At 53.0% G+C, this 23,700-nt stretch carries 25 protein-coding genes; 5 read left to right on the plus strand and 20 right to left on the minus strand.

The features are described 5' to 3' along the window. Positions 1-36: 36 nt before the first annotated feature. On the plus strand, positions 37-1,047 hold the full coding sequence (locus G4551_RS18580) for an AI-2E family transporter (protein ID WP_032941179.1): 1,011 nt from the start codon (positions 37-39) through the stop codon (positions 1,045-1,047). An 82-nt stretch (positions 1,048-1,129) separates the two neighbouring features. Here the strand turns inward: G4551_RS18580 and G4551_RS18585 are convergent, their stop codons facing one another. After that, positions 1,130-1,273 (minus strand): hypothetical protein, encoded by a 144-nt coding sequence (locus G4551_RS18585; protein ID WP_003034206.1) that lies wholly within the window; start codon positions 1,271-1,273, stop codon positions 1,130-1,132. Positions 1,274-1,425: 152 nt separating this feature from the next. On the opposite strand from G4551_RS18585, the gene mutS reads away from it, so the two are divergent. Next, positions 1,426-3,987, plus strand: a complete 2,562-nt coding sequence (mutS, locus tag G4551_RS18590; RefSeq protein WP_003840315.1) for a DNA mismatch repair protein MutS — start codon at positions 1,426-1,428, stop codon at positions 3,985-3,987. 116 nt (positions 3,988-4,103) lie between these two features. On the opposite strand, the gene G4551_RS18595 is transcribed toward mutS, so the two are convergent. The 4 genes from G4551_RS18595 to G4551_RS18610 form a co-directional block, all read right to left on the minus strand. After that, on the minus strand, positions 4,104-4,256 hold the full coding sequence (locus G4551_RS18595) for a Hok/Gef family protein (protein ID WP_003034202.1): 153 nt from the start codon (positions 4,254-4,256) through the stop codon (positions 4,104-4,106). Positions 4,257-4,497: 241 nt separating this feature from the next. Next, complete coding sequence (locus tag G4551_RS18600; protein WP_003840317.1) at positions 4,498-4,734, minus strand: non-oxidative hydroxyarylic acid decarboxylases subunit D; 237 nt, start codon at positions 4,732-4,734, stop codon at positions 4,498-4,500. A gap of 10 nt (positions 4,735-4,744) precedes the next feature. After that, a complete protein-coding gene (locus G4551_RS18605) occupies positions 4,745-6,172 on the minus strand; it encodes a non-oxidative hydroxyarylic acid decarboxylases subunit C (protein ID WP_003034198.1) in 1,428 nt (475 codons plus the stop codon). Continuing rightward, positions 6,172-6,765: a non-oxidative hydroxyarylic acid decarboxylases subunit B gene (locus G4551_RS18610; RefSeq protein WP_003840320.1), complete on the minus strand. Its 594-nt coding sequence runs from the start codon at positions 6,763-6,765 to the stop codon at positions 6,172-6,174. Before G4551_RS18610 ends, G4551_RS18605 begins: the two co-directional genes overlap by 1 nt. Before the next feature lie 158 nt (positions 6,766-6,923). Here G4551_RS18610 and G4551_RS18615 point away from each other — a divergent pair, with 158 nt between their 5' ends. Further along, the gene (locus tag G4551_RS18615; protein ID WP_003840322.1) at positions 6,924-7,328 is read left to right on the plus strand and encodes a MarR family winged helix-turn-helix transcriptional regulator; all 405 of its coding nucleotides are present in this window, start codon (positions 6,924-6,926) and stop codon (positions 7,326-7,328) included. Between the two features lie 142 nt (positions 7,329-7,470). On the opposite strand, the gene rpoS is transcribed toward G4551_RS18615, so the two are convergent. The 12 genes from rpoS to cysD form a co-directional block, all read right to left on the minus strand. Further along, positions 7,471-8,463: an RNA polymerase sigma factor RpoS gene (gene rpoS / locus G4551_RS18620; RefSeq protein ID WP_000081498.1), complete on the minus strand. Its 993-nt coding sequence runs from the start codon at positions 8,461-8,463 to the stop codon at positions 7,471-7,473. 62 nt (positions 8,464-8,525) lie between these two features. Further along, complete coding sequence (nlpD, locus tag G4551_RS18625; RefSeq protein ID WP_223232897.1) at positions 8,526-9,608, minus strand: murein hydrolase activator NlpD; 1,083 nt, start codon at positions 9,606-9,608, stop codon at positions 8,526-8,528. Between the two features lie 184 nt (positions 9,609-9,792). Continuing rightward, complete coding sequence (locus tag G4551_RS18630) at positions 9,793-10,419, minus strand: protein-L-isoaspartate(D-aspartate) O-methyltransferase (RefSeq protein WP_003034172.1); 627 nt, start codon at positions 10,417-10,419, stop codon at positions 9,793-9,795. Beyond that, positions 10,413-11,174 (minus strand): 5'/3'-nucleotidase SurE, encoded by a 762-nt coding sequence (gene surE, locus G4551_RS18635; RefSeq protein WP_003825728.1) that lies wholly within the window; start codon positions 11,172-11,174, stop codon positions 10,413-10,415. The genes G4551_RS18630 and surE overlap by 7 nt, the downstream gene beginning before the upstream one ends. Next, positions 11,155-12,204, minus strand: a complete 1,050-nt coding sequence (gene truD, locus G4551_RS18640) for a tRNA pseudouridine(13) synthase TruD (protein WP_003840327.1) — start codon at positions 12,202-12,204, stop codon at positions 11,155-11,157. Before truD ends, surE begins: the two co-directional genes overlap by 20 nt. Next, positions 12,201-12,680, minus strand: a complete 480-nt coding sequence (gene ispF / locus G4551_RS18645) for a 2-C-methyl-D-erythritol 2,4-cyclodiphosphate synthase (RefSeq protein WP_003034167.1) — start codon at positions 12,678-12,680, stop codon at positions 12,201-12,203. The genes truD and ispF overlap by 4 nt, the downstream gene beginning before the upstream one ends. A gap of 55 nt (positions 12,681-12,735) precedes the next feature. Next, positions 12,736-13,431 (minus strand): 2-C-methyl-D-erythritol 4-phosphate cytidylyltransferase, encoded by a 696-nt coding sequence (gene ispD / locus G4551_RS18650; RefSeq protein WP_003840328.1) that lies wholly within the window; start codon positions 13,429-13,431, stop codon positions 12,736-12,738. A gap of 18 nt (positions 13,432-13,449) precedes the next feature. After that, the gene (ftsB, locus tag G4551_RS18655; RefSeq protein ID WP_003034163.1) at positions 13,450-13,761 is read right to left on the minus strand and encodes a cell division protein FtsB; all 312 of its coding nucleotides are present in this window, start codon (positions 13,759-13,761) and stop codon (positions 13,450-13,452) included. A gap of 215 nt (positions 13,762-13,976) precedes the next feature. Beyond that, positions 13,977-14,300, minus strand: a complete 324-nt coding sequence (locus G4551_RS18660; RefSeq protein WP_003034160.1) for a DUF3561 family protein — start codon at positions 14,298-14,300, stop codon at positions 13,977-13,979. A 47-nt stretch (positions 14,301-14,347) separates the two neighbouring features. Beyond that, positions 14,348-14,953: an adenylyl-sulfate kinase gene (cysC, locus tag G4551_RS18665; RefSeq protein WP_003034157.1), complete on the minus strand. Its 606-nt coding sequence runs from the start codon at positions 14,951-14,953 to the stop codon at positions 14,348-14,350. Further along, positions 14,953-16,380 (minus strand): sulfate adenylyltransferase subunit CysN, encoded by a 1,428-nt coding sequence (cysN, locus tag G4551_RS18670; protein ID WP_003840331.1) that lies wholly within the window; start codon positions 16,378-16,380, stop codon positions 14,953-14,955. Before cysN ends, cysC begins: the two co-directional genes overlap by 1 nt. A gap of 9 nt (positions 16,381-16,389) precedes the next feature. Then, complete coding sequence (cysD, locus tag G4551_RS18675; RefSeq protein ID WP_003840333.1) at positions 16,390-17,298, minus strand: sulfate adenylyltransferase subunit CysD; 909 nt, start codon at positions 17,296-17,298, stop codon at positions 16,390-16,392. Positions 17,299-17,552: 254 nt separating this feature from the next. Here cysD and G4551_RS18680 point away from each other — a divergent pair, with 254 nt between their 5' ends. After that, the gene (locus G4551_RS18680) at positions 17,553-18,596 is read left to right on the plus strand and encodes an aminopeptidase (protein WP_003034151.1); all 1,044 of its coding nucleotides are present in this window, start codon (positions 17,553-17,555) and stop codon (positions 18,594-18,596) included. A 44-nt stretch (positions 18,597-18,640) separates the two neighbouring features. Here G4551_RS18680 and cysH read toward each other — a convergent pair whose 3' ends face one another. From cysH to cysJ, 3 genes are all read right to left on the minus strand, one after another. Beyond that, a complete protein-coding gene (gene cysH / locus G4551_RS18685; RefSeq protein WP_003840335.1) occupies positions 18,641-19,375 on the minus strand; it encodes a phosphoadenosine phosphosulfate reductase in 735 nt (244 codons plus the stop codon). A gap of 83 nt (positions 19,376-19,458) precedes the next feature. Continuing rightward, complete coding sequence (gene cysI / locus G4551_RS18690) at positions 19,459-21,171, minus strand: assimilatory sulfite reductase (NADPH) hemoprotein subunit (protein ID WP_003034148.1); 1,713 nt, start codon at positions 21,169-21,171, stop codon at positions 19,459-19,461. Further along, entirely contained in the window at positions 21,171-22,970 is a 1,800-nt protein-coding gene (cysJ, locus tag G4551_RS18695) for an NADPH-dependent assimilatory sulfite reductase flavoprotein subunit (RefSeq protein ID WP_003840337.1), read from the minus strand. The genes cysI and cysJ overlap by 1 nt, the downstream gene beginning before the upstream one ends. Before the next feature lie 305 nt (positions 22,971-23,275). Between cysJ and queD the strand changes: the two genes are divergently transcribed. Next, positions 23,276-23,638: a 6-carboxytetrahydropterin synthase QueD gene (queD, locus tag G4551_RS18700; protein ID WP_003034142.1), complete on the plus strand. Its 363-nt coding sequence runs from the start codon at positions 23,276-23,278 to the stop codon at positions 23,636-23,638. Positions 23,639-23,700 lie beyond the last annotated feature (62 nt).

Raw genomic sequence — 23,700 nt, forward strand, 5'->3', positions numbered from 1 at the left:
ACAGGCTGCTTGTCGTTTACAGGAGAACAGACGTCAATGCATCAGAGCGGGTTAAAATCATTAACGCCCCTTATTCAGGGGCTACTTTTGCTGACATGTTTGACCATACTATTGGCTGGATTGCACATGGCAGCACCACTGGTTAATCAGGTCCTCCTGGCGCTGTTTCTCGCCGTGATGCTTGATCCACTGATCGAACGCCTGGAGAAACACGGACTCCCTCGACTCCTTACTTCGCTATCAGTGATTGTGGCTCTGCTGTTACTGATCGTTATTATCATCGGCTCGCTCAGCGCCTCAGCACCGGGGTTAATTCAGCTCAGTCGCCTGGCATCGGTTCAGATCGCCACCCAGCTTCATGCTCTGACATTTTTTCTGAGCGAGGCGGGTATTTTCCTTTCCACCAATCTGGTGCTTAGTTTCATCGATACCAGTGCCATACTTCGTCTGATAACCAGCCAGCTGTCGCTGATTCCGGGCATGTTGTCCTGGTGGCTGATGGTATTTCTTATGCTGCTATTTATGTTGTACGAACTGCCAGTGTTAAAAACCACTCTGCGCACCACTCAACATCGTTCGGGTGTGATCCGTGCGCTGCTGGAAGGCATACAAAGCGTGATCGTTTATGCACGCGTAAAAACGCTGACGGGATTGCTCGGTGGCCTGGTTGTCTGGGCCGCCGCCTGGCTACTGGGTTTAAAGTTTGCTTTTCTCTGGGGCATGCTGATGTTTATTTTCAATTATGTCCCGGTGCTCGGCTCCTTACTTGCCGCGATTCCGCCGGTCCTTCAGACGATGATCTTTTTCGATATACAGGCCGGCCTGTTGGTCGCTGGATTTTTCGTGGTGCTAAACCTTTCCCTGAGTTCAGTGATGGAACCACTTATGCTCGGCAAACGGTTGAATTTACCACTGACGGTTCAACTACTGGCATTCCTGATCTGGCAGGCACTACTTGGCATAACTGGAGCTATACTGGCCATTCCACTCACCTTTTTACTGAAAAAAGTGTGGCAAGCATTGCAAGCATTACGTGAACTGGAATGACGTATATATGCAGACGAGAGAAGTTGTGGAAAGTTACCAATTTTAAACTGAATAAGTTTACCAGTCGGGGACTCGCGTAACGTTAGAAAAAAGACTTCATCCTGGTGGCACCAGATGAGAGACGTAAACCACGATTTTCGCCTACGTCAGCTTCATCTTTGCCACCAGGCTTCATCATTTTTACCGCTTTAAACGAAAGTGGCTTTCCCTCTTGTTTTCCTGCCATAAAGACTCCGTTATCATGCACCTCATACCGTCATGAAATCCTACTGTTAACTGTAGGATTTCATGATATTCGATGAGACAACGTGAAACCTAATGATAACCATAAAATTCACTAACTCATTAAAAATTAAGAAATATGGACATCACACTCCAATGAGTACAATAGAAAACCTAGACTCTCACACGCCGATGATGCAGCAGTATCTCAAGCTGAAGGCTCAGCATCCGGAAATACTGCTTTTTTACCGCATGGGCGACTTTTACGAACTGTTTTATGACGATGCGAAACGCGCGTCTCAGCTGCTTGATATCTCCCTGACCAAACGCGGCGCATCAGCAGGCGAGCCTATCCCGATGGCGGGCATTCCTCACCATGCGGTCGAGAACTACCTCGCCAAGCTGGTTAATCAGGGTGAATCTGTCGCTATTTGTGAGCAGATTGGCGATCCGGCAACCAGTAAAGGTCCGGTTGAGCGCAAAGTGGTGCGTATCGTCACGCCTGGCACCATCAGTGATGAAGCGCTGCTGCAAGAACGCCAGGACAACCTGCTGGCCGCTATCTGGCAAGACAGTAAAGGTTACGGCTACGCCACGCTGGATATCAGCTCCGGGCGTTTTCGCGTCAGCGAACCGGCCGACCGCGAGACCATGGCCGCAGAATTGCAGCGCACCAATCCCGCTGAACTGCTGTATGCCGAAGATTTCGCTGAAATCTCACTGATTGAGGGGCGTCGCGGATTACGCCGTCGTCCACTTTGGGAATTTGAAATCGATACTGCTCGCCAGCAGCTGAACTTGCAGTTTGGCACGCGGGATCTGATTGGTTTTGGCGTGGAAAACGCCCCGCGCGGATTATGTGCTGCTGGCTGTCTGCTGCAATACGTAAAAGATACCCAGCGCACCTCGCTGCCGCATATTCGTTCCATCACCATGGAACGTCAACAGGACAGCATCATTATGGATGCCGCCACGCGCCGCAATCTGGAAATTACCCAGAACCTGGCGGGTGGCGTTGAAAACACGCTGGCTTCAGTACTCGACTGCACCGTGACGCCGATGGGCAGCCGTATGCTCAAGCGCTGGCTGCATATGCCGGTCCGTGACACCAAAGTCCTTACCGAGCGTCAACAGACTATCGGCGCGCTACAGGATTCCACCAGTGAATTGCAACCCGTGCTGCGTCAGGTAGGCGATCTGGAACGTATCCTGGCGCGTTTGGCCCTGCGTACTGCGCGTCCGCGCGATCTGGCCCGTATGCGTCATGCCTTCCAGCAATTACCGGAACTGCGCGCGCAACTGGAAAGTGTAGACAGTGCCCCCGTGCAGATGCTGCGCGAGAAAATGGGTGAGTTTGCAGAGCTGCGTGAACTGCTGGAACGCGCCGTTGTGGAAGCTCCGCCAGTGCTGGTTCGCGACGGTGGCGTCATCGCCCCGGGCTATAACGAAGAACTGGACGAGTGGCGAGCGCTGGCTGATGGCGCAACTGACTATCTGGACAGACTGGAAATCCGTGAGCGCGAGCGCACCGGTCTGGATACGCTGAAGGTTGGGTTTAACGCCGTTCATGGCTACTACATTCAGATCAGTCGCGGGCAGAGCCATCTGGCGCCGATTAACTATGTGCGTCGCCAGACGCTGAAAAACGCTGAACGCTACATTATTCCGGAACTGAAAGAGTACGAAGATAAAGTTCTGACGTCAAAAGGCAAAGCACTGGCGCTGGAAAAACAGCTGTACGATGAGCTGTTCGACATGCTGTTGCCGCACCTGGCTGATTTGCAACAGAGCGCCAGCGCGCTGGCGGAGCTGGACGTACTGGTCAACCTTGCAGAACGCGCTTATACCCTGAATTACACCTGCCCGACCTTCACCGATAAACCCGGCATTCGTATTACTGAGGGACGTCATCCGGTGGTTGAACAGGTGCTAACCGAGCCGTTTATCGCCAACCCGCTTAACCTCTCGCCTCAGCGACGGATGCTGATCATCACCGGTCCGAATATGGGGGGTAAAAGTACCTATATGCGCCAGACCGCGTTGATTGCGCTGTTGGCCTACATCGGTAGCTACGTTCCGGCGCAGAAAGTGGAAATAGGCCCGATCGATCGGATCTTTACCCGCGTGGGCGCGGCGGATGATCTGGCATCCGGTCGTTCTACCTTTATGGTAGAAATGACCGAAACCGCCAACATTCTGCATAACGCCACCGAGAACAGCCTGGTACTGATGGATGAGATTGGACGCGGCACCTCCACCTACGACGGCCTGTCGCTGGCATGGGCATGCGCGGAAAACCTGGCCAATAAAATCAAAGCATTAACGTTGTTTGCCACCCACTACTTCGAACTGACTCAGTTACCGGAAAAAATGGAAGGCGTCGCGAATGTGCATCTGGATGCATTAGAGCACGGCGATACCATCGCCTTCATGCACAGCGTACAGGATGGTGCGGCGAGCAAGAGCTATGGTCTGGCAGTAGCAGCCCTGGCTGGCGTGCCGAAAGAGGTTATTAAACGCGCGCGGCAAAAACTGCGCGAACTGGAAAGCATTGCGCCAAACGTTGCTGCGACCCAGGTCGATGGAACACAGATGTCGCTGCTTTCAGTGCCTGAAGAAACCTCGCCCGCCGTTGAAGCGCTGGAAAACCTCGACCCGGATTCACTAACGCCTCGCCAGGCGCTGGAGTGGATCTACCGGTTGAAAAGTCTGGTGTAACGTTGTAATGCCCGATGGCGCTTTGCTTATCGGGCCTACGGCAACGCGAGAATGGGTGCAAGAGGACGAAACCAGACCATCAAGACGCGGGGTTTCCCCCGCGTTGTTGCTACTTCTTACTTCTTCGGTTCGTAAGCGAGAACAGCTTTAAACTCCATACCACGTTCTTTAATACTTAACTCGCACAACGAATCTCGCACCATTAACGTGAATCCCAGCGCCGTAAAACACAGCACTACAATTGCCACAAGGGCATATTTTGTCAGCATGTCTTGCCTCCCTGCAAAGAAGAGACTAACATCCAAATTGTTCAGGTTTGTACGCTAGCCTCAGGTTGATAGAACTATCTCCTGGGGCTTTTGTCTTTCCGGGACCTTACAAATGCTCAAAGCCCAGAAAGCCTCAAGCACCCGCCGCTATTCTATTCCCGATGCCGCTGTAATAAATCAATTTATCAATACGTTACGAGTCTGCTCGCAAAAAAAGACCCGGAATCCCAGGCCTTCAGTATTAGCGCTTACCTTCCGCCAGCAGCGGTGGGATACTCGGCACCATCGGTGCGTCATCCATATCTTTTTGCGTCATACGAAATGCCTCCGGGTAGTGCTCGCGACTGGTACGACGTAGCGGTTCGGTATTACGCCAGGTGTACAGACAATGCTGGCACTGATATACCGTCCAGACACCTTTTACCGGCGAGTTTGCCATCACTTCAATATGTTCATCGGCACAACGTGGACAAATCATCTGCTACTCCTTATTTACGGTTGGCCAGCATGGCGGTCAGTTTTTCTGCCCAGGCTTTCGTTTCCGGTAAATCACATACCGGCTGGCTGTAGTGCCCACGGTTATCCGGCGCAACCGGCGTGGTAGCATCAATAATTAACTTGTCGGTAATCCCCGCCGGACTGGAACCCGGATCAAGCTCCAGCACCGACATATTCGGCAGTTGCACCAGATCGCCCGCCGGATTGACCTTCGAAGACAGCGCCCACATCACCTGCGGCAGGTTGAACGGGTCAACATCCTCATCAACCATAATCACCATTTTCACGTAACCCAGGCCATGCGGCGTCGTCATTGCGCGCAGCCCCACCGCGCGGGCAAAGCCGCCGTAGCGTTTTTTGGTGGAGATAATCGCCAGCAAACCGTGGGTGTACATGGCATTCACCGCCTGCACTTCCGGGAACTCGGCTTTCAGCTGTTGATACAGCGGTACGCAGGTTGCCGGCCCCATCAGGTAGTCAATCTCCGTCCACGGCATCCCCAGATATAGCGATTCAAAAATCGGTTTGGTGCGATAAGAGACTTTATCGATACGTACGACCGTCATATTACGTCCACCGGAATAGTGCCCGGTAAACTCGCCAAATGGCCCTTCGATTTCACGCTTACGGCTTTCAATGACCCCTTCGAGGATCACTTCCGAACCCCAAGGTACGTCAAAGCCGGTAAGCGGTGCGGTAGCGATCGGGTACGGGCTTTCACGCAGCGCTCCCGCCATTTCGTATTCCGACTGATCGTACTTCAGCGGCGTGGCCCCCATCAGGGTGATGATAGGATCGTTACCCAGCGTGATGGCAATCGGAAGATCTTCACCGCGCTCTTCAGCTTTATGCAGATGCAGCGCGATATCATGCATCGGCACCGGCTGCAGGCCAAGCTTGCGTTTGCCCTTCACTTCCATACGATAAATGCCGACGTTCTGTTTGCCGAAGTTGTCCGGATCCAACGGATCGCGCGACACCACGCAGGCTTTATCAAGATAGAAACCGCCGTCACCATCGTTCAGACGAAACAGCGGCAGAATATCAAACAGGTTGATCTCCTCACCATCAACACAGTTTTCAGCCCACGTCGGGTTGGCACGACGCTCCGGTGTAACCGGAAATTTATCCCAACGGCGAATAAACTCATCAATTTGTTTTTTCACCGGCGTATTGGGCGGCAGGCCTAATGAAATGGCATGATTCTGCCATGAGCCGATGGTATTCATCGCCACGCGGGCGTCGGTAAAACCACGAATATTGTCAAACCACAGCGCTGGCGCACCATCACCAATACGTCCGGTCGCGTTAGCCGCCGCAGCCAGATCCGGCTCAGCGTTGACTTCTTCACTGATTTTCAGCAATTGTCCCTGGTCGTCCAGCGCTTGTAAAAAGCTGCGCAAATCATCAAATGCCATTATTCATTCTCCTGTGAAAAATTCTGCGCCTGCCGTAAACCCTGCCAGCGACGGGCGTTTGGATGCTCCAGACCAAACTGATCGAGCACACGCGCAACGATATGCTGAGTGATGTCATCGACCGTTTGCGGGTGGTTGTAAAACGCGGGCATCGGCGGGACCATCGCCACGCCCATGCGGGAAAGTGCGAGCATGTTTTCCAGATGAATAGTGCTGAGCGGCATTTCACGCGGAACCAGAACCAGCTTGCGCCCTTCTTTCAGCACCACATCAGCAGCGCGCCCCACCAGTCCTTCCGCGTAGCCTGCTCGAATACCGGCCAGCGTTTTCATACTGCAGGGGATAATGATCATGCCGTCAGTACGAAACGATCCTGAGGATATGGTCGCCGACTGGTCCGCCGGGTTGTGGCAATAATCGGCCAACGCCGACACATCACGGACGCTGTATGGTGTTTCCAGTTCAATGGTGGTTTTGGCCCACTTTGACAGCACCAGATGGGTTTCTACCCCCGGTATTTCCCGCAGTGCCAACAATAGCGACACACCAAGCGGTGCGCCGGTCGCCCCGGTCATTCCTACAATCAGTCTCATTTCGCCCTCAATTTTGTTCGTGTACGAACATTTTGATTAAAATACTCCCTCGATGCATTCCGGACAAGAGCACCTCGCACAGATTGCTAAAGCAGCAATGGTTAAACTATGACGCGTTACCCGTTAAGATAGAGACTGACAGATATTCCGGAGCTCTCATGCCGTTAAGAAACACAGCCTTTCACCTTTTACGTCAGCTTTTTCAGCAACATACGGCTCGCTGGCAACATGAATTACCGGATCTGACCAAACCGCAGTATGCGGTGATGCGCGCCATTGCCGAGCATCCCGGCATTGAGCAGGTCGCCCTGACCGAAGCCGCAGTCTGTACCAAGGCAACGCTTGCGGAAATGCTGAGCCGGATGGAAAAACGGGAGTTGGTCAGACGTGAACACGACCCGGCGGATAAGCGTCGGCGATTTGTTTATTTGACCGCGCAAGGAGAAGCATTACTGACCAGCGCAACCCCGTTAGGCGATAGCGTGGATGATGAGTTTCTGGGGCGATTATCTGATGAAGAACGTGAGCAGTTCACACGTCTGGTGCGTAAGATGATGAACTAATCTGTCGGATGGCGACATAAATGTCTTATCCGGCCTACAAAGTCCGGCTCCCCATAGGTCTGATAAACGCAGTGCCATCAGGCAACAAACATAGAAAAAGGCCAGTCTCAATGAGACTGGCCTTTCTTGATAGAACTTGTGCTTACTCGCGGAACAGCGCTTCGATATTCAGTCCCTGAGTCTGCAGGATTTCACGCAGACGACGCAGACCTTCAACCTGAATCTGGCGAACACGTTCACGGGTGAGGCCAATTTCGCGGCCCACATCTTCCAGTGTCGCAGCTTCATACCCCAGCAGACCAAAGCGACGTGCCAGTACCTCACGCTGTTTGGCGTTCAGTTCGAACAGCCATTTGACGATGCTCTGTTTCATATCATCGTCTTGCGTGGTGTCTTCCGGGCCGTTTTCCTTTTCATCGGCCAGAATATCCAGCAACGCTTTTTCGGAATCGCCACCCAGCGGGGTGTCTACCGAGGTAATACGCTCGTTGAGTCGGAGCATACGGCTGACGTCATCAACCGGTTTGTCCAGTTGTTCAGCAATCTCTTCTGCGCTCGGTTCGTGGTCCAGTTTATGCGACAACTCACGCGCGGTACGCAGATAGACGTTCAGCTCTTTTACAATGTGAATTGGCAGTCGGATCGTACGGGTTTGGTTCATTATCGCCCGTTCGATCGTCTGGCGGATCCACCAGGTTGCGTATGTTGAGAAGCGGAACCCGCGTTCCGGGTCAAACTTCTCGACTGCACGGATCAGTCCCAGATTGCCCTCTTCAATCAGGTCCAGCAATGCCAGACCACGATTGCCATAACGACGAGCAATTTTCACCACCAGACGCAGGTTACTTTCAATCATGCGACGGCGGGATGCGACATCCCCACGCAGTGCGCGACGCGCAAAATAAACTTCTTCTTCGGCTGTTAACAGTGGTGAATAACCAATCTCACCAAGGTAAAGCTGAGTCGCGTCCAACACACGCTGTGTGGCCCCCTGCGATAACAGCTCTTCTTCAGCCAGGTCGTTATCACTGGGTTCCTCTTCACTCAAGGCTTTTTCATCAAAAGCCTCTACTCCGTTCTCATCAAATTCCGCATCTTCATTTAAATCATGAACTTTCAGCGTATTCTGACTCATAAAGGTGGCTCCTACCCGTGATCCCTAACGGAACTAGCACGTGAAAGCCTGGTTCCGCCGAATTATCGCTGCGGTAAATAACGCAGCGGGTTTACGGATTTCCCCTTGTAACGAATTTCAAAATGCAAGCGTGTTGAACTGGTTCCGGTACTACCCATGGTAGCTATTTTCTGCCCCGCCTTGATTTCTTGTTGTTCCCGGACCAGCATTGTATCGTTATGGGCGTAGGCACTCAGGTAATCATCGTTATGTTTGATGATAATAAGATTACCGTAACCACGCAGCGCGTTACCGGCATAGACGACGCGTCCATCTGCGGTCGCGACAATAGCCTGTCCCTTGCTGCCTGCAATGTCGATCCCTTTATTGCCACCTTCGGTAGCCGCAAAGTTTTCGATCACTTTGCCGTCGGTCGGCCAGCGCCAGGTAGAGATTGGCGAGCTGGTTGACGTTGAGCTTGCAGTTGATTCGGTTGCGCTAACTGCCGGAGCCGTTACAGGCGCTGTGACCACAGTCCCAGCAGGCTTGTTGTTCGGCAACATTTTATTAGCACTTTGTTCACCTGAATCCTCAGAATACGTAATTGTTGGTTTCGAAGCAACAGCAACGGTGGAATTTTGTGCAGGGTTGGTCACAACTCCTTGCTGTGCTGCATCCGCCTGGGTGATGGCATTTCCACCGGTAATCGGTGCGCCAGACGCATTGCCCACTTGCAGAGTTTGACCGACATTCAGGCCATACGGGGCCGGAACGTTATTGCGTTGTGCGAGATCACGGAAATCGTTCCCGGTAATCCAGGCAATATAGAAAAGGGTATCGCCTTTCTTAACAGTATAGGTACTGCCGCCCGTATAGCTACCTTTCGGAATGTTCCCATACTTACGGTTGTACACAATACGACCGTTTTCCATCTGCACAGGTTGTTCCGCAACAGGCTGGATCTGTGTTGACTGTGTGGTCGGACGCTGCACCGGCTGGATCTGCGGCGTTTGCTGTACTGTCGACGTCGAGCCCATTTTTGGTGGAGGCGTAATCAGCATACCGGAATTGGTGTTCGTTGATGCACCGCCATCAACCGAACTGACCGGTGCAGGTGGATTCGAGGTATTTGAACAACCTGCCAGCCATAATGAAACCAGTGACAATGCCGCAATGCGGCGAACGGTAAATTTGTGGCTTCCCGCGCTCATTTATCCCCCAGGAAAATTTGGTTAAAACCAGTGACGTAATCACCGTGCAAGGCATCGGACTGGGCACTGGAAACGTGACCACGATACGCTTACTAATTCCAGAATATCCAGGAAAACTCCAGGTATTCAGAGCCTGTATCTACGCAAGCTCCCCTTTTACTAAGGGAACGAAGCGTACGGCCTCCACGGTATCGATAATAAATTCGCCTCCCCGACGACGCACCCGTTTCAGAAACTGGTGCTCGTCACCCACGGGTAAGACGAGAATGCCGCCTTCATCCAACTGCATCATCAATGCGGTTGGGATCTCAGGCGGCGCTGCCGTAACAATGATAGCGTCAAACGGGGCTCGCGCTTGCCAGCCTTGCCATCCATCACCATGACGGGTAGAAACATTATGTAAATCAAGCTGTTTAAGTCGACGACGCGCCTGCCACTGCAAACCTTTAATGCGCTCAACAGAGCACACATGGTGCACCAGGTGCGCCAGAATCGCCGTTTGGTAGCCAGAGCCAGTACCAATTTCCAGCACCCGGGACTGTGGCGTTAACTCCAGCAGCTCGGTCATCCGCGCAACCATATAGGGCTGCGAAATCGTCTGCCCCTGACCAATCGGCAGGGCAATATTGTCCCAGGCCTTATGTTCAAACGCCTCATCAATGAATTTTTCACGCGGCACGGCGGCAAGTGCATCGAGAACAAGCTCATCTCTGATGCCCTGCGCACGTAATTGTTCAAGAAGAGTGTGTACGCGTCTGCTTACCATTGCGTGTCGGCTCCCACGCTGTCTAACCAGTCAGAAACAACTTCATGCGCGCCGTATGCGGTTAAATCGACATGCAGCGGCGTGATGGAAACATAGCCTTCATCGACGGCGGCAAAATCAGTATCCGGTCCGGCGTCGCACTTTTCGCCCGGTGGCCCGATCCAGTACAGCGTATTACCGCGCGGGTCCTGCTGTGGTATCACCTGATCTGCAGGATGGCGACTACCGCAGCGGGTAACGCGGATACCTTTAATCTGATCCAGCGGTAAATCCGGCACGTTGATATTCAAAATGCGCCCGGTGCGCAGCGGTTCACGACTCAGCGCCCGTAAGATACGGCAGGTTACTGCGGCAGCAGTATCGTAGTGTTTATGCCCATCAAGTGAGACAGCCAGCGCAGGGAAGCCCAGGTGACGACCTTCCATCGCCGCCGCAACGGTACCGGAATAGATAACATCATCGCCGAGATTAGGACCTGCGTTAATACCAGACACAACAATGTCCGGACGCGGACGCATTAATGCGTTAACGCCCAGATAGACGCAATCGGTAGGTGTACCCATTTGTACGGCGATATCACCGTTATCATAGGTGAACGTGCGAAGTGAGGATTCCAGCGTCAGCGAGTTGGACGCGCCACTGCGGTTACGATCCGGGGCAACCACCTGTACGTCAGCAAACTCACGCAGCGCTTTCGCCAGCGTTTGTATACCGGGTGCGTGAACCCCATCATCGTTACTCAGCAATATACGCATAATCACCCATTGTGTTAATAAGTTCCCTTACAACACTGGTGGCGAAGCTACCTGCCGGTAGCCAGAAACGTAACTCAACGGTTACGTCATCCCACCAGTTCCAGCTTAATTGTTGTGGATACAGCAACATAGCGCGACGCGACGCGTCGACTTTCTCGCGCAATAACAGAGACTGCAGCGCGGTTTCATCAGCAACAGCGGCTTCTTCAAACGCCAGCGCGTCGCGTTGAGTTCCCCACTCACCGCTGCCCGGCAATGCCGCTGTAATCATCAATTCTTTCTCATCGACGCGACGCTGTAATTCAGTTTGTTCTTCCTGTGTAGCGACAAACCAGCTTCCGCGCCCCGATAATTGTAGCGCATCGCCGTCAACAACTTGATTAAAGTCTGTTTTTTTCAGGCGTTCACTGACTATCTGATTAAACAACGCGCTACGGGCCGCCGACAACCAAAAACTGCGTTTATTGCGATCGCGCACCGGCGCATCGCTTTGCGCCCAGCGCAGCGCCCCTTGCAGGTTGCTGCCGCCGATACCAAAACGCTGAGCGCCAAAATAGTTCGGTACGCCGCGCTCGTTAATTGCCTGCAAACGCGCTTCAACATCATTTCGCTCGCTCACTTCACGCAACACCAGCGTAAATTCGTTGCCTTTCAGCGCCCCTAAACGCAGCTTACGCTTGTGGCGCGCGTACTCCAGCACTTTACAGCCTTCAAGCTCAAATTTGCTTAAATCAGGCATCGCATTGCCCGGCACACGCGCACACAGCCACTGTTCCGTGACCGCATGCTTGTCTTTCTGGCCAGCAAAGCTCACTTCGCGGGCATGAATTTTCAGGAATTTCGCCAGTGCGTCAGCCACAAAACGGGTGTTACAACCGTTTTTCAGGATACGCACCAAAATGTGCTCGCCTTCGCCATCGGGTTCGAAGCCTAAATCTTCGACGACGACAAAGTCTTCCGGATTCGCTTTCAGAACGCCATGGCCTTGTGGTTTGCCATGGAGATACGTCAGATCTTCAAACGCAGTCATTTCGTTGCCTTAATGAGTAACGCCACCGCTTCACAGGCAATCCCTTCCCCACGCCCGGTAAAACCGAGTTTTTCCGTGGTGGTCGCTTTCACGTTAACATCATCCATATGGCAGCCGAGGTCTTCGGCAATAAACACACGCATTTGTGGAATGTGCGGCAGCATCTTCGGCGCCTGGGCAATAATTGTCACATCCACATTACCAAGCGTATAGCCTTTGGCCTGAATACGCCGCCAGGCTTCACGCAATAATTCACGACTATCTGCACCTTTAAAGGCCGGGTCGGTGTCCGGGAATAGCTTACCGATATCCCCCAGCGCAGCCGCGCCCAGCAGAGCATCGGTTAACGCGTGTAACGCCACGTCACCATCAGAATGCGCCAGCAATCCTTTTTCATATGGGATGCGCACACCACCAATGATAATTGGGCCAACTCCTCCAAAAGCGTGTACGTCGAAACCGTGTCCAATTCGCATTATGCCTTCTCCTGATATACACAGCGTCCTCCAGGCAGCCTGAAGGATGATGTATCTAGATAGTTCGGGTCAGATAAAATTCCGCCAGCGCCAGATCTTCCGGGCGGGTGACTTTGATGTTGTCAGCACGTCCTTCGACCAGCTGCGGATGAAAGCCGCAATATTCCAGCGCCGAAGCTTCGTCTGTAATAGTTGCACCTTCGTTGAGTGCACGTGTCAGGCAATCGTGCAATAACTCGCGCGGGAAAAACTGCGGCGTCAACGCATGCCATAAATCGGTGCGATCGACCGTATGGGCGATGTCTGTTCGCCCCGGCTCCGCGCGTTTCATTGTGTCGCGTACCGGTGCGGCAAGTATCCCGCCGGTACGGCTGGACTCGCTGATTGCCAGCAAACGGGCCAAATCATCCTGGTGCAGGCACGGACGCGCGGCGTCATGCACCAGCACCCAACGGGCCTCCCCTGCGGCTTGCAAACCGGCAAGGACAGAATCGGCACGCTCGTTGCCGCCATCCACCACCGTAATTTGCGGGTGCGCAGCAAGTGGAAGTTGGGCAAAGCGACTGTCGCCTGGGCTGATAGCGATGACGACTCGCGTCACCCGGGGATGAGCCAGCAGCGCATCAACCGAGTGTTCAAGAATGGTTTTATTGCCAATAGAGAGGTACTGCTTAGGACACTCTGTTTGCATTCGGCGGCCAAACCCGGCAGCCGGCACCACGGCGCAAACGTCCAATAAAGTGGCTGCCATGTTAAATCCCTGGACGGTTTATCGATTGTTTTGCCCTGCAGTCTGAGCGCGTTTAGACGCGTCAGGCACCAGACGATAAAAGGTTTCGCCCGGCTTAGTCATACTGAGTTCGTTGCGCGCACGCTCCTCAATAGCCTCTTGTCCGCCATTGAGATCGTCAATTTCGGCAAAGAGCTGATCGTTACGCGCTTTAAGTTTCGCGTTTGTAGCTTGCTGCGCAGCAACATCATCGTTGACGCGACTATAGTCATGTATGCCGTTCTTACCGAACCACAGCGAATACTGCAGCCAGACTAATAAAGCCAGCAACAGCAGCGTTAGTTTACCCATCCTGCCCCCTGAAAAACGGCATTAATATCCCATAACTTCCGCAGACAACTTTACATCAACGGTCGGGAATGCCGCGACAACGCGGGCAAATGTACCACATTTGCCCGTTGTTACGTATACCCCGTGTAAGGAGAACATAATCTCATTGTTGGTTACGGTTTGAATTATGACCAGAGAGTGAACAACGTCGGCGATTGTTAAAAAAAGGCGTTTGCCTAACCCAATAACCATAAAAATAGTGCGCCAAACATCGCCCCAACCACCAGCAGGGTACAGGTAATGCTCAGCAGCAACCTCCCCTTCAATAGCGAGTGCAAGGCAATACCCGCGACAATCGCCACGGGCAGCAATGCGAGGAAAAAGGGCCAGGTATAAATGAAGAAAAACAGTGTATTAGGGCCATACATCAGACACGGGAATCCCAGCGCCAACAACCACGCGATAAAACCGACCACGGCCCCCGGTAGTGACCAGGTGGTTTCGTCGTCGGCGGCGAAGGTATCTGACTCTGTAATAGTAATGTTATGGCTGTTACGCATATCTAATCCTGTGACCGTGACTGACCGGGCATGTGAGCTCGGGTGTCTCAGGATCTGATAATATCTTCCTGCCTCAGCAGGTCTAATAATTGGGGTACCAAATTTGTTACCAATTGTTCACCATCAAGATGAATCTCTGGCGATTCAGGCGCTTCGTATACCGAATCAATTCCGGTGAAATTGCGTAACTCACCCGCCCGCGCTTTTTTATACAGACCTTTTGGATCGCGTGCTTCACACGTTGCTAATGGCGTATCGACAAAAACTTCAATAAAACGCCCTTCGCCAACTCGCTCACGAACCATTTTGCGCTCAGCGCGATGCGGTGAGATAAAGGCGGTCAACACCACAAGTCCCGCATCCACCATCAGGTTAGCCACTTCACCAACCCGGCGAATATTCTCCTTACGATCGGCATCACTAAATCCAAGATCGCTGCACAAGCCGTGACGCACGTTATCGCCATCCAAGAGATAAGTACTCACCCCCAGCTTATGCAACGCTTCTTCAAGCGCCCCTGCTACCGTGGATTTACCGGAACCAGACAACCCGGTAAACCACAGTACAACACCACGATGGCCGTGGCGTTGTTCCCGCTGTTGCGGTGTAACAGGATGGGCATGCCAGACGACGTTTTCGTCATGCAGCGCCATTATTTTCCTCCCAGCAGATCGCGCGCACCCCAGTGTGGGAAGTGGCGACGCACCAGTGCATTAAGCTCCAGCTCAAACGCGCTGAACTGAGAAGCCGCGGCGTGCTCCTGAACAAGTGGCTCACGCACCAGTCCCGCGCCAACGGTAACGTTGGTCAGGCGGTCAATAATTATCAGCCCGCCCGTCACCGGGTTCTGCTGATAGGTATCCAGCACCAGCGGCTCATCAAAGGTCAGATTAACCAGACCGATGCCGTTTAGCGGTAGCGCTTCAACGTCACGTTGGGTCAGGTTGTTTATATCGACCTGATATTGCACGCTATCAACGCGTGCGCGGGTCTTCTTGCCTGCGACTTTGATGTCGTAGCTTTGTCCAGGCGACAGCGGTTGTTCCGCCATCCAAACCACATCAATGGCAGCGCTTTGAACCGCCGGCAACGCCTCACCGGCATCAAGTAACAGGTCACCCCGGCTGATATCGATCTCATCTTTCAGCACCAGGGTGATCGCTTCACCTGCATGCGCTTCCTGTAAATCGCCATCAAAGGTCACGATCCGCGCTACGCTGGACTCAACGCCGGACGGCAGCACTTTGACGCGCTGCCCGACCTTCACGCTACCGGAGGCCAGCGTTCCGGCATAACCACGAAAATCCAGATTCGGTCGGTTCACATACTGCACCGGGAAGCGCATCGGCTGAGTATCAATACTGCGCTGGATCTCAACGGTTTCCAGCACTTCCAGCAGCGTCGGACCGCTGTACCACGGCATACTGGCGCTTTGCGAAGCCACGTTATCGCCTTCCAGCGCAGAGAGCGGCACAAACCGGATATCCAGGTTACCCGGAAGTTGTTCAGCAAAAGTAAGATAGTCTTCGCGAATGCGATTAAATGTCTCTTCGCTAAAGTCCACCAGATCCATTTTGTTGATCGCCACCACCAGGTGTTTGATCCCAAGCAGCGTGGAGATAAAGCTGTGACGACGAGTCTGATCCAGCACACCTTTACGCGCATCGATCAATAGGATCGCCAGGTCGCAGGTCGACGCACCGGTCGCCATGTTACGGGTGTACTGTTCATGCCCGGGAGTGTCCGCAATAATAAATTTGCGCTTCTCGGTAGAGAAATAACGGTAAGCCACGTCGATGGTGATGCCCTGCTCGCGCTCGGCCTGTAAGCCGTCAACCAATAACGCCAGATCAAGCTTTTCGCCCTGAGTGCCGTGACGTTTACTGTCATTGTGCAGCGATGAAAGCTGGTCTTCATAAATCTGACGCGTGTCGTGCAGCAGGCGACCAATCAGGGTGCTTTTCCCGTCATCCACGCTACCGCAGGTTAAAAAGCGCAGCAGACTTTTGTGTTGCTGGGCAACCATCCAGGCTTCAACGCCGCCTTCATTAGCAATTTGTTGTGCAAGTGTCGTATTCATGGCGGCTCCTTAGAAATACCCCTGACGTTTCTTCAGCTCCATGGAGCCCGCCTGGTCGCGGTCAATCACGCGGCCCTGACGTTCACTGGTGGTTGAGACCAGCATCTCTTCGATAATTTCCGGCAGCGTCTGCGCATTCGATTCCACCGCGCCCGTCAGCGGCCAGCAGCCGAGCGTACGGAAACGTACCATGCGTTTTTTAATCACTTCCCCGGGTTGCAGATCGATTCTGTCGTCATCAATCATCATCAACATGCCGTCGCGTTCAAGCACCGGACGCTCCGCCGCCAGATACAGTGGCACGATGTCGATATTTTCCAGCCAGATGTACTGCCAGATATCCTGTTCGGTCCAGTTGGAGAGCGGAAAGACGCGAATACTTTCGCCTTTGTTAATTTGTCCGTTGTAGTTGTGCCACAGCTCCGGGCGCTGATTTTTAGGATCCCAGCGATGAAAACGATCGCGGAAAGAGTAAATACGCTCTTTGGCACGTGATTTCTCTTCGTCACGACGAGCACCGCCAAACGCGGCATCAAAACCGTATTTATTGAGCGCCTGCTTCAGCCCTTCGGTTTTCATAATGTCGGTATGCTTGGCGCTGCCGTGAACGAACGGGTTGATGCCCATCGCCATCCCTTCCGGGTTTTTATGCACCAGCAGTTCGCAGCCGTAGGCTTTCGCCGTACGGTCACGAAACGCGTACATTTCGCTGAATTTCCAGCCGGTATCAACGTGCAGTAATGGGAACGGCAGCGTGCCTGGATAAAACGCTTTACGCGCCAGATGCAGCATTACGCTGGAATCTTTGCCGATGGAATACATCATCACCGGATTAGAAAACTCGGCGGCCACCTCACGAATGATATGGATGCTTTCCGCTTCCAGTTGCCGCAGGTGGGTAAGTCGTTTTTGATCCATAACCGTTCCTATGTAATGCCGTTATTTTGCTAACGATGCTCAGATAACCTGACTATAGGGAGGGCAAGAGGGCGAATGAAATTACGAATTGGAATGAGTAGTTCCTCAAAGGAATAACGATCCGGAAAAGCAAATATCAAAAAGTGCTTAAGCTACCGGATTTCGGGCATTTAGGAGCAAATGAAATTGTTTTACCTCGATCACAGTTTCATACTAGCGGCTGAAAATTTCTGCTTGGTATTTAAGGACTCATTATGTTTTCCGCAACGCGCCACCTTATTGCTGCCATGGCGCTCGGCGCGTGTTTTATCCTTCCTGCACAGGCAACATCCTCCAAACCTGGCGATATCGCAAATACCCAGGCTCGATATATCGCAACGTTTTTCCCGGGCCGCGTGACGGGATCTCCGGCTGAAATGTTATCTGCTGATTATATACGTCAGCAATTTCAGCAGATGGGCTACAGCAGTGATATTCGGACGTTTAATAGCCGTTATGTTTATACCGCCAAAAATAACCGTAAAAACTGGCATAACGTAACAGGAAGCACCGTTATTGCAGCACATGAAGGTAAAGCGCCGCAGCAGATTATTATTATGGCGCATCTCGACACCTACGCTGCACAAAGCGATGCCGATTCAGATGCCAATCTGGGTGGATTAACCCTGCAAGGGATCGACGACAACGCCGCAGGTGTTGGCGTGATGCTGGAACTGGCGGAAAAACTCAAAGACGTGCCGACGCAGTACGGCATCCGATTTATCGCCACCAGCGGCGAGGAAGAAGGCAAACTGGGCGCGGAGAACATCCTGAAGCGAATGAGCGCCGCCGAGAAGAAAAACACGCTGCTGGTTATCAACCTCGATAACCTGATTGTCGGTGATAAGCTCTATTTCAACAGCGGTAAGAAAACCCCGGAAGCGGTGCGAAAACTAACGCGCGACCGGGCACTGGCTATCGCGCATAGTCGCGGCATTGTAGCCAGCACCAATCCAGGCCTGAACAAAGACTATCCGAAGGGAACAGGATGTTGTAACGATGCGGAGGTCTTCGACGACGCGGGTATTGCTGTGCTCTCCGTTGAAGCGACCAACTGGAACCTGGGCAAGAAAGATGGCTACCAACAGCGCGCCAAAAGCGCCTCGTTCCCGTCTGGCAACAGCTGGCATGATGTGCGACTGGATAACCAGCAGCATATCGATAAAGCCTTACCGGGCCGGATAGAGCGCCGTAGCCGCGACGTAGTACGCATTATGCTGCCGCTGGTAAAAGAACTGGCGAAAGCAGGTAAATCCTGAAGAAGAAGCCCGGTAATAAGTAAACGTTACCGGGCTTTTAACAGTTAGCCTTCGTGCAGCCCGCACTCTCTTTTCAGCCCAAAGAACCGCGTCTCTTCTTCCGCCATTCCCGGCTCCCATTTGCGGGTGGTATGGGTATCGCCGACTGACAGATAGCCCTGATCCCACAGTGGATGGTACTTCAGACCATGCTTTTGCAGATACTGGTAAACCGTACGGTTGTCCCAGTCGATGATCGGCAGAACTTTAAACACACCACGCTGAATAGCCAGCACCGGTAAATGCGCACGACTGCCCGATTGCTCACGGCGCAGACCGGCAAACCAGGTTTGCGCGTCGAGTTCCTGTAGCGCCCGGTTCATCGGCTCGACTTTGTTGATGTCATTGTATTTTTCAATGCCCTCAACGCCCTGCTCCCACAGTTTGCCATAGCGCGCTTCCTGCCAGGCCGCACTTTCCTTCGCCCGGTAGACTTGCAGATTAAGCTTGAGCTTGTCCGTTAACTCGTCAATAAACTGGTAGGTTTCCGGGAACAGATAACCGGTATCGGTGAGGATCACCGGGATCTCCGGGCGAACCTGATTTACCAGGTGCAGGCTCACTGCCGCCTGAATACCAAAACTTGATGACAGTACATATTCGCCAGGCAGGTTTTCCAGCGCCCACGCCACGCGATCCTCGGCGCTCAATTTTTCCAGTTGGTCGTTGGTTTGCGCCAACGCCATAACGCGTTCAACTTTCGGCAGTTCGTTCAACGCGTTGAGATCGAGTTTGGACATAAGTTCCTCACTGTTTGCCTTGCCTGATGGCGCTGCGTTTATCAGGTCTGCCGATTCAGCAGACCCGATAAGTCAATTTCACATTATTCCCAGAAATCCCGGGCAGGATCGAGCACCGGGCGAATAATGCCCGCACGCACCGTAAAGTCACCGAAGCCTTCACCCGCTTCGCGCTCTTTCGCCCAGCGCCCAATCAGTTCATCCAGCGATGCCAGAATTTCCGGCTCGGTGATGTTCTCTTTAAACATCCGGGGAATGCGAGTTCCAATACGGTTGCCCCCTAAATGGAGGTTGTAACGTCCGGGCGCTTTCCCCACCAGACCAACTTCCGCCAGCATCGCGCGGCCGCAACCGTTCGGGCAGCCAGTCACACGCATGACAATATTTTCATCACTCAGGCTGTGCTTCGCCATCAGCGTGTCGATGTTGTCGATAAACGTTGGCAGGAAGCGCTCGGCCTCAGCCATCGCCAGCGGGCAGGTTGGGAACGACACGCAGGCCATCGAGTTTTCACGCTGCGGAGTGACCGCATTCATTAAGCCACTCTTCTGCGCAATCTTCTCGATCTTCGCCTTTTCACTCTCAGGAACACCTGCAATGATCAGGTTCTGGTTCGCGGTAATACGGAACTCACCTTTGTGGATCTTCGCGATCTCAAGCAGACCGGTTTTCAACGGACGGCCCGGATAATCCAGGATACGGCCGTTTTCAATAAACAGCGTCAGATGCCATTTATTGTCGATCCCTTTCACCCAGCCGATACGATCGCCGCGACCGGTGAACTCGTACGGGCGGATAGGCTCAAACTTGATCCCCGCGCGGCGCTCAACTTCAGCTTTAAAGGTCTCAACGCCTACGCGTTCCAGCGTGTATTTGGTTTTGGCGTTTTTACGATCGGTACGGTTACCCCAGTCACGCTGAGTCGTCACCACCGCTTCCGCCACGGCCAGTGTATGCTCAAGCGGCAGATAACCAAATTCGCTTGCCGTCCGGGCGTAAGTTTTCTTATTGCCATGCTCAATGGACAAACCGCCGCCCACCAGCAGGTTAAAGCCCACCAGCTTGCCGTTTTCCGCAATCGCCACGAAGTTCATGTCGTTGGCATGCAGATCGATGTCGTTCTGCGGTGGGATCACCACCGTGGTTTTAAACTTACGCGGCAGATAGGTTTGACCGAGGATCGGCTCCTCGTCAGTGGTCGCAACTTTTTCCTGATCAAGCCAGATCTCTGCATAGGCGCGGGTGCGCGGCAGCAGATGTTCGGAGATCTTTTTCGCCCACTCGTAGGCTTCGGCGTGCAGCTCAGATTCATACGGGTTGGAGGTACACAGCACGTTACGGTTCATATCGTTGGCGGTCGCCAGTGCGTCCAGGCCGACGGAGTGCAGCATTTGGTGTACCGGTTTAACGTTCTTCTTCAGAATGCCGTGAAACTGGAAGGTCTGACGGTTGGTCAGACGAATGCTGCCGTAAATAGTGTTGTCATGGGCGAACTTGTCGATCGCCTGCCACTGTTTGGTGGTGATCACTCCACCCGGCAGACGACAGCGCAGCAGCATCGCGTGACGCGGCTCCAGCTTTTGCTCGGCACGTTCGGCGCGAATATCGCGGTCGTCCTGCTGGTACATACCGTGAAAACGGATCAGCAAGAAGTTGTCGCCTTTAAACCCGCCGGTCAGGCCGTCGTTTAAATCTTCGGCAATGGTACCGCGCAGATAGTTGCTTTCCAGCTTCATACGCTCAGCGTCGGACAGTTTGCCTTCGACCACCAATGGTCCTGGATGTTTTTCGCTCATTAGTAGACATCTCGCTGATAACGGCGCTCAATGCGCAGCTCACTTAAAAATTCATCCGCCGCTTCGATATCCATACCACCGAATTCGGCAATCACTTCCAACAACGCCTGCTCAACGTCTTTCGCCATACGATTGGCATCGCCGCAGACATAAATGTGGGCACCGTCGTTAATCCAGCGCCACAGTTCCGCGCCCTGTTGGCGCAGTTTATCTTGTACGTAGACTTTTTCTTTTTGATCGCGGGACCAGGCGAGATCGATACGGCTCAGTACGCCCTCTTTGACGTAACGCTGCCATTCCACCTGATACAGGAAATCTTCGGTAAAGTGCGGGTTACCGAAAAACAGCCAGTTTTTGCCTTCGGCTCCATCAGCCGCACGCTGCTGCATGAAAGCACGGAACGGTGCAATTCCCGTACCCGGGCCAATCATAATCACCGGCGTCTGCGGGTTTGACGGCAGGCGGAAATTGTCGTTGTGTTCAATGAACACGCGGACTTCACCTTCTTCTTCCACGCGGTCGGCGAGGAAACTGGAAGCACCACCAGCACGGGCGCGACCTTCTATTTCATAACGCACCACGCCCACGGTGACGTGCACTTCGCTTTCCACTTCCGCCTGAGAAGAGGCAATGGAGTACAAACGCGGCGTCAACGGACGCAGAAGATCAACTAACGCCTGAGCATCCAGTTGCGCCGGGGAAAAGCGCACCATATCGACGATGGGCGTGGTGGCGGCATAATGCTGCAACTGTGCTTTGTCACCCACTAACGGCAGCAATGTTTCGCTGCGGGTTAAGGTGGCATAGTTCTCCACGATATTGCCGGTATTCACCGTCAGCTCGAAATGCCACTGCAACGCTTCAGCGAGCGACAAGGTTTTGCCTTCAACCGTCACCGGTTCATCACCTTTCAGCCACAGCAGTTCAACCAGCTCTTTGACCAGCGCCGGGTCGTTCTGATACCACACGCCCAGCGCGTCGCCCGGCTGATAGCGCAGACCGGAATCGCCAAGGTCGATTTCGATATGGCGGACATCTTTTTCCGAATTACGGCCGGTAATTTTCTGATTCACCGCAAGCGACGCCGTCAGCGGCGCTTCTTTGGTGTACGGACTGGTGTGTACTTCATTTACTGCACCGCTCGCGGCAACTTGCACAGACGGTACCGCAGGCGCACGTGCTTTCAGGACATCAACCAAACGGGCACGCCACTGCGCGGCGGCGGCCTGGTATTCCACGTCGGCATCGACGCGGTCGAGCAGACGTTCACCGCCCAGCTCGGCCAGTTTCGCATCGAAGTCTTTTCCTGACTGACAGAAAAACTCATAGGAGGTGTCGCCAAGACCAAACACGGCAAAAGCGGTGTTATTGAGCTTTGGCGCTTTTTTCGAGAACAGGAATTTATGCAACGCCACAGCTTCTTCCGCCGGTTCACCTTCCCCTTGCGTCGACGCCACCACGATCAGCAGTTTTTCATTGGCGATTTGTTTGAATTTATAGTCGCCAGCGTTGATCAGAGTGACGTTGAGCTTCGCGGCGATCAGATCATCGCGCAGGGCTTCCGCCACACGACGCGCATTACCGGTTTGCGAGGCGGAGATAAGCGTAATGCCTGGCATTTCAGCGACAGGCGCAAGCGCCACTGCATTGCTACCAGGCTGCTGATTCAGCACGCCCCAAAAATAGCCAGAAACCCACGCAAGCTGTGCGGGAGTGAAATCGGTCGTGGCTGCCTGAAGGCGTGCCAGTTGCTCCGGGTTTAGCGGTAGCAGAGCGGAAGGTGGGGCCTGTGTCGTCATGCGTTGTCATGTTCCAGTAAGCAAAGCGGATTTCAGCAATAAAACCCAAACTGAAGATAAGGTTAACGGCGGGGATAGTAACAATTAAAGAAGGGATAGAAATAACAAATAACCAAATGGACTAACCTGTTTTAGTTATAGTCATTAACGACAAAAACGATTTAATAACTATATGATATTTAAATAGTTATTAAACATTAACAGTGTAAATATGACGTTCTGATGCTTAGCGCCCTTTTAACTAATGATAAAAATTGTGCTTTACGGTACCCTACGGCGGTTTTTCGCATTCTTGAGAGTAAATAATGTCCACCACCTTGTTTAAAGATTTCACCTTCGAAGCCGCTCACCGCCTGCCGCACGTACCGGAAGGGCATAAGTGTGGCCGCCTGCATGGTCACTCATTTATGGTGCGTCTTGAAATTACCGGTGAAGTCGATCCGCATACCGGTTGGATCATGGATTTTGCTGAGTTAAAAGCCGCGTTTAAGCCGACTTACGACAGACTCGATCACTACTATTTGAACGATATTCCTGGCTTAGAAAATCCAACCAGTGAAGTGCTGGCCAAATGGATTTGGGATCAGATTAAACCTGTGGTCCCTCTGCTAAGTGCTGTAATGGTGAAAGAAACCTGCACAGCAGGCTGCGTGTACCGCGGCGAGTGATTGTAGGCTTGCCGGATGGCAATGCGTCTTATCCGGCCTGCAACAAGCAACAAACTCTGGCC

Origin of the sequence: Citrobacter freundii ATCC 8090 = MTCC 1658 = NBRC 12681, from assembly GCF_011064845.1 — a bacterium.
Lineage (GTDB): Bacteria > Pseudomonadota > Gammaproteobacteria > Enterobacterales > Enterobacteriaceae > Citrobacter > Citrobacter freundii.

Excerpts from the sequence above, each read along its gene's own strand:
- cysD (WP_003840333.1), bottom strand. The coding sequence starts at position 17,298 with ATGGATCAAAAACGACTTACCCACCTGCGGCAACTGGAAGCGGAAAGC.
- G4551_RS18680 (WP_003034151.1), top strand. The coding sequence starts at position 17,553 with ATGTTTTCCGCAACGCGCCACCTTATTGCTGCCATGGCGCTCGGCGCG.
- G4551_RS18605 (WP_003034198.1), bottom strand. The coding sequence starts at position 6,172 with ATGGCATTTGATGATTTGCGCAGCTTTTTACAAGCGCTGGACGACCAG.
- G4551_RS18595 (WP_003034202.1), bottom strand. The coding sequence starts at position 4,256 with ATGCTGACAAAATATGCCCTTGTGGCAATTGTAGTGCTGTGTTTTACG.
- ispF (WP_003034167.1), bottom strand. The coding sequence starts at position 12,680 with ATGCGAATTGGACACGGTTTCGACGTACACGCTTTTGGAGGAGTTGGC.
- cysC (WP_003034157.1), bottom strand. The coding sequence starts at position 14,953 with ATGGCGCTGCATGACGAAAACGTCGTCTGGCATGCCCATCCTGTTACA.
- queD (WP_003034142.1), top strand. The coding sequence starts at position 23,276 with ATGTCCACCACCTTGTTTAAAGATTTCACCTTCGAAGCCGCTCACCGC.
- mutS (WP_003840315.1), top strand. The coding sequence starts at position 1,426 with ATGAGTACAATAGAAAACCTAGACTCTCACACGCCGATGATGCAGCAG.
- cysJ (WP_003840337.1), bottom strand. The coding sequence starts at position 22,970 with ATGACGACACAGGCCCCACCTTCCGCTCTGCTACCGCTAAACCCGGAG.
- truD (WP_003840327.1), bottom strand. The coding sequence starts at position 12,204 with ATGACTGCGTTTGAAGATCTGACGTATCTCCATGGCAAACCACAAGGC.
- G4551_RS18630 (WP_003034172.1), bottom strand. The coding sequence starts at position 10,419 with ATGGTAAGCAGACGCGTACACACTCTTCTTGAACAATTACGTGCGCAG.
- G4551_RS18585 (WP_003034206.1), bottom strand. The coding sequence starts at position 1,273 with ATGGCAGGAAAACAAGAGGGAAAGCCACTTTCGTTTAAAGCGGTAAAA.
- G4551_RS18580 (WP_032941179.1), top strand. The coding sequence starts at position 37 with ATGCATCAGAGCGGGTTAAAATCATTAACGCCCCTTATTCAGGGGCTA.
- cysN (WP_003840331.1), bottom strand. The coding sequence starts at position 16,380 with ATGAATACGACACTTGCACAACAAATTGCTAATGAAGGCGGCGTTGAA.
- ispD (WP_003840328.1), bottom strand. The coding sequence starts at position 13,431 with ATGGCAGCCACTTTATTGGACGTTTGCGCCGTGGTGCCGGCTGCCGGG.
- cysI (WP_003034148.1), bottom strand. The coding sequence starts at position 21,171 with ATGAGCGAAAAACATCCAGGACCATTGGTGGTCGAAGGCAAACTGTCC.
- surE (WP_003825728.1), bottom strand. The coding sequence starts at position 11,174 with ATGCGTATATTGCTGAGTAACGATGATGGGGTTCACGCACCCGGTATA.
- G4551_RS18600 (WP_003840317.1), bottom strand. The coding sequence starts at position 4,734 with ATGATTTGTCCACGTTGTGCCGATGAACATATTGAAGTGATGGCAAAC.
- rpoS (WP_000081498.1), bottom strand. The coding sequence starts at position 8,463 with ATGAGTCAGAATACGCTGAAAGTTCATGATTTAAATGAAGATGCGGAA.
- G4551_RS18610 (WP_003840320.1), bottom strand. The coding sequence starts at position 6,765 with ATGAGACTGATTGTAGGAATGACCGGGGCGACCGGCGCACCGCTTGGT.
- cysH (WP_003840335.1), bottom strand. The coding sequence starts at position 19,375 with ATGTCCAAACTCGATCTCAACGCGTTGAACGAACTGCCGAAAGTTGAA.
- ftsB (WP_003034163.1), bottom strand. The coding sequence starts at position 13,761 with ATGGGTAAACTAACGCTGCTGTTGCTGGCTTTATTAGTCTGGCTGCAG.
- G4551_RS18615 (WP_003840322.1), top strand. The coding sequence starts at position 6,924 with ATGCCGTTAAGAAACACAGCCTTTCACCTTTTACGTCAGCTTTTTCAG.
- G4551_RS18660 (WP_003034160.1), bottom strand. The coding sequence starts at position 14,300 with ATGCGTAACAGCCATAACATTACTATTACAGAGTCAGATACCTTCGCC.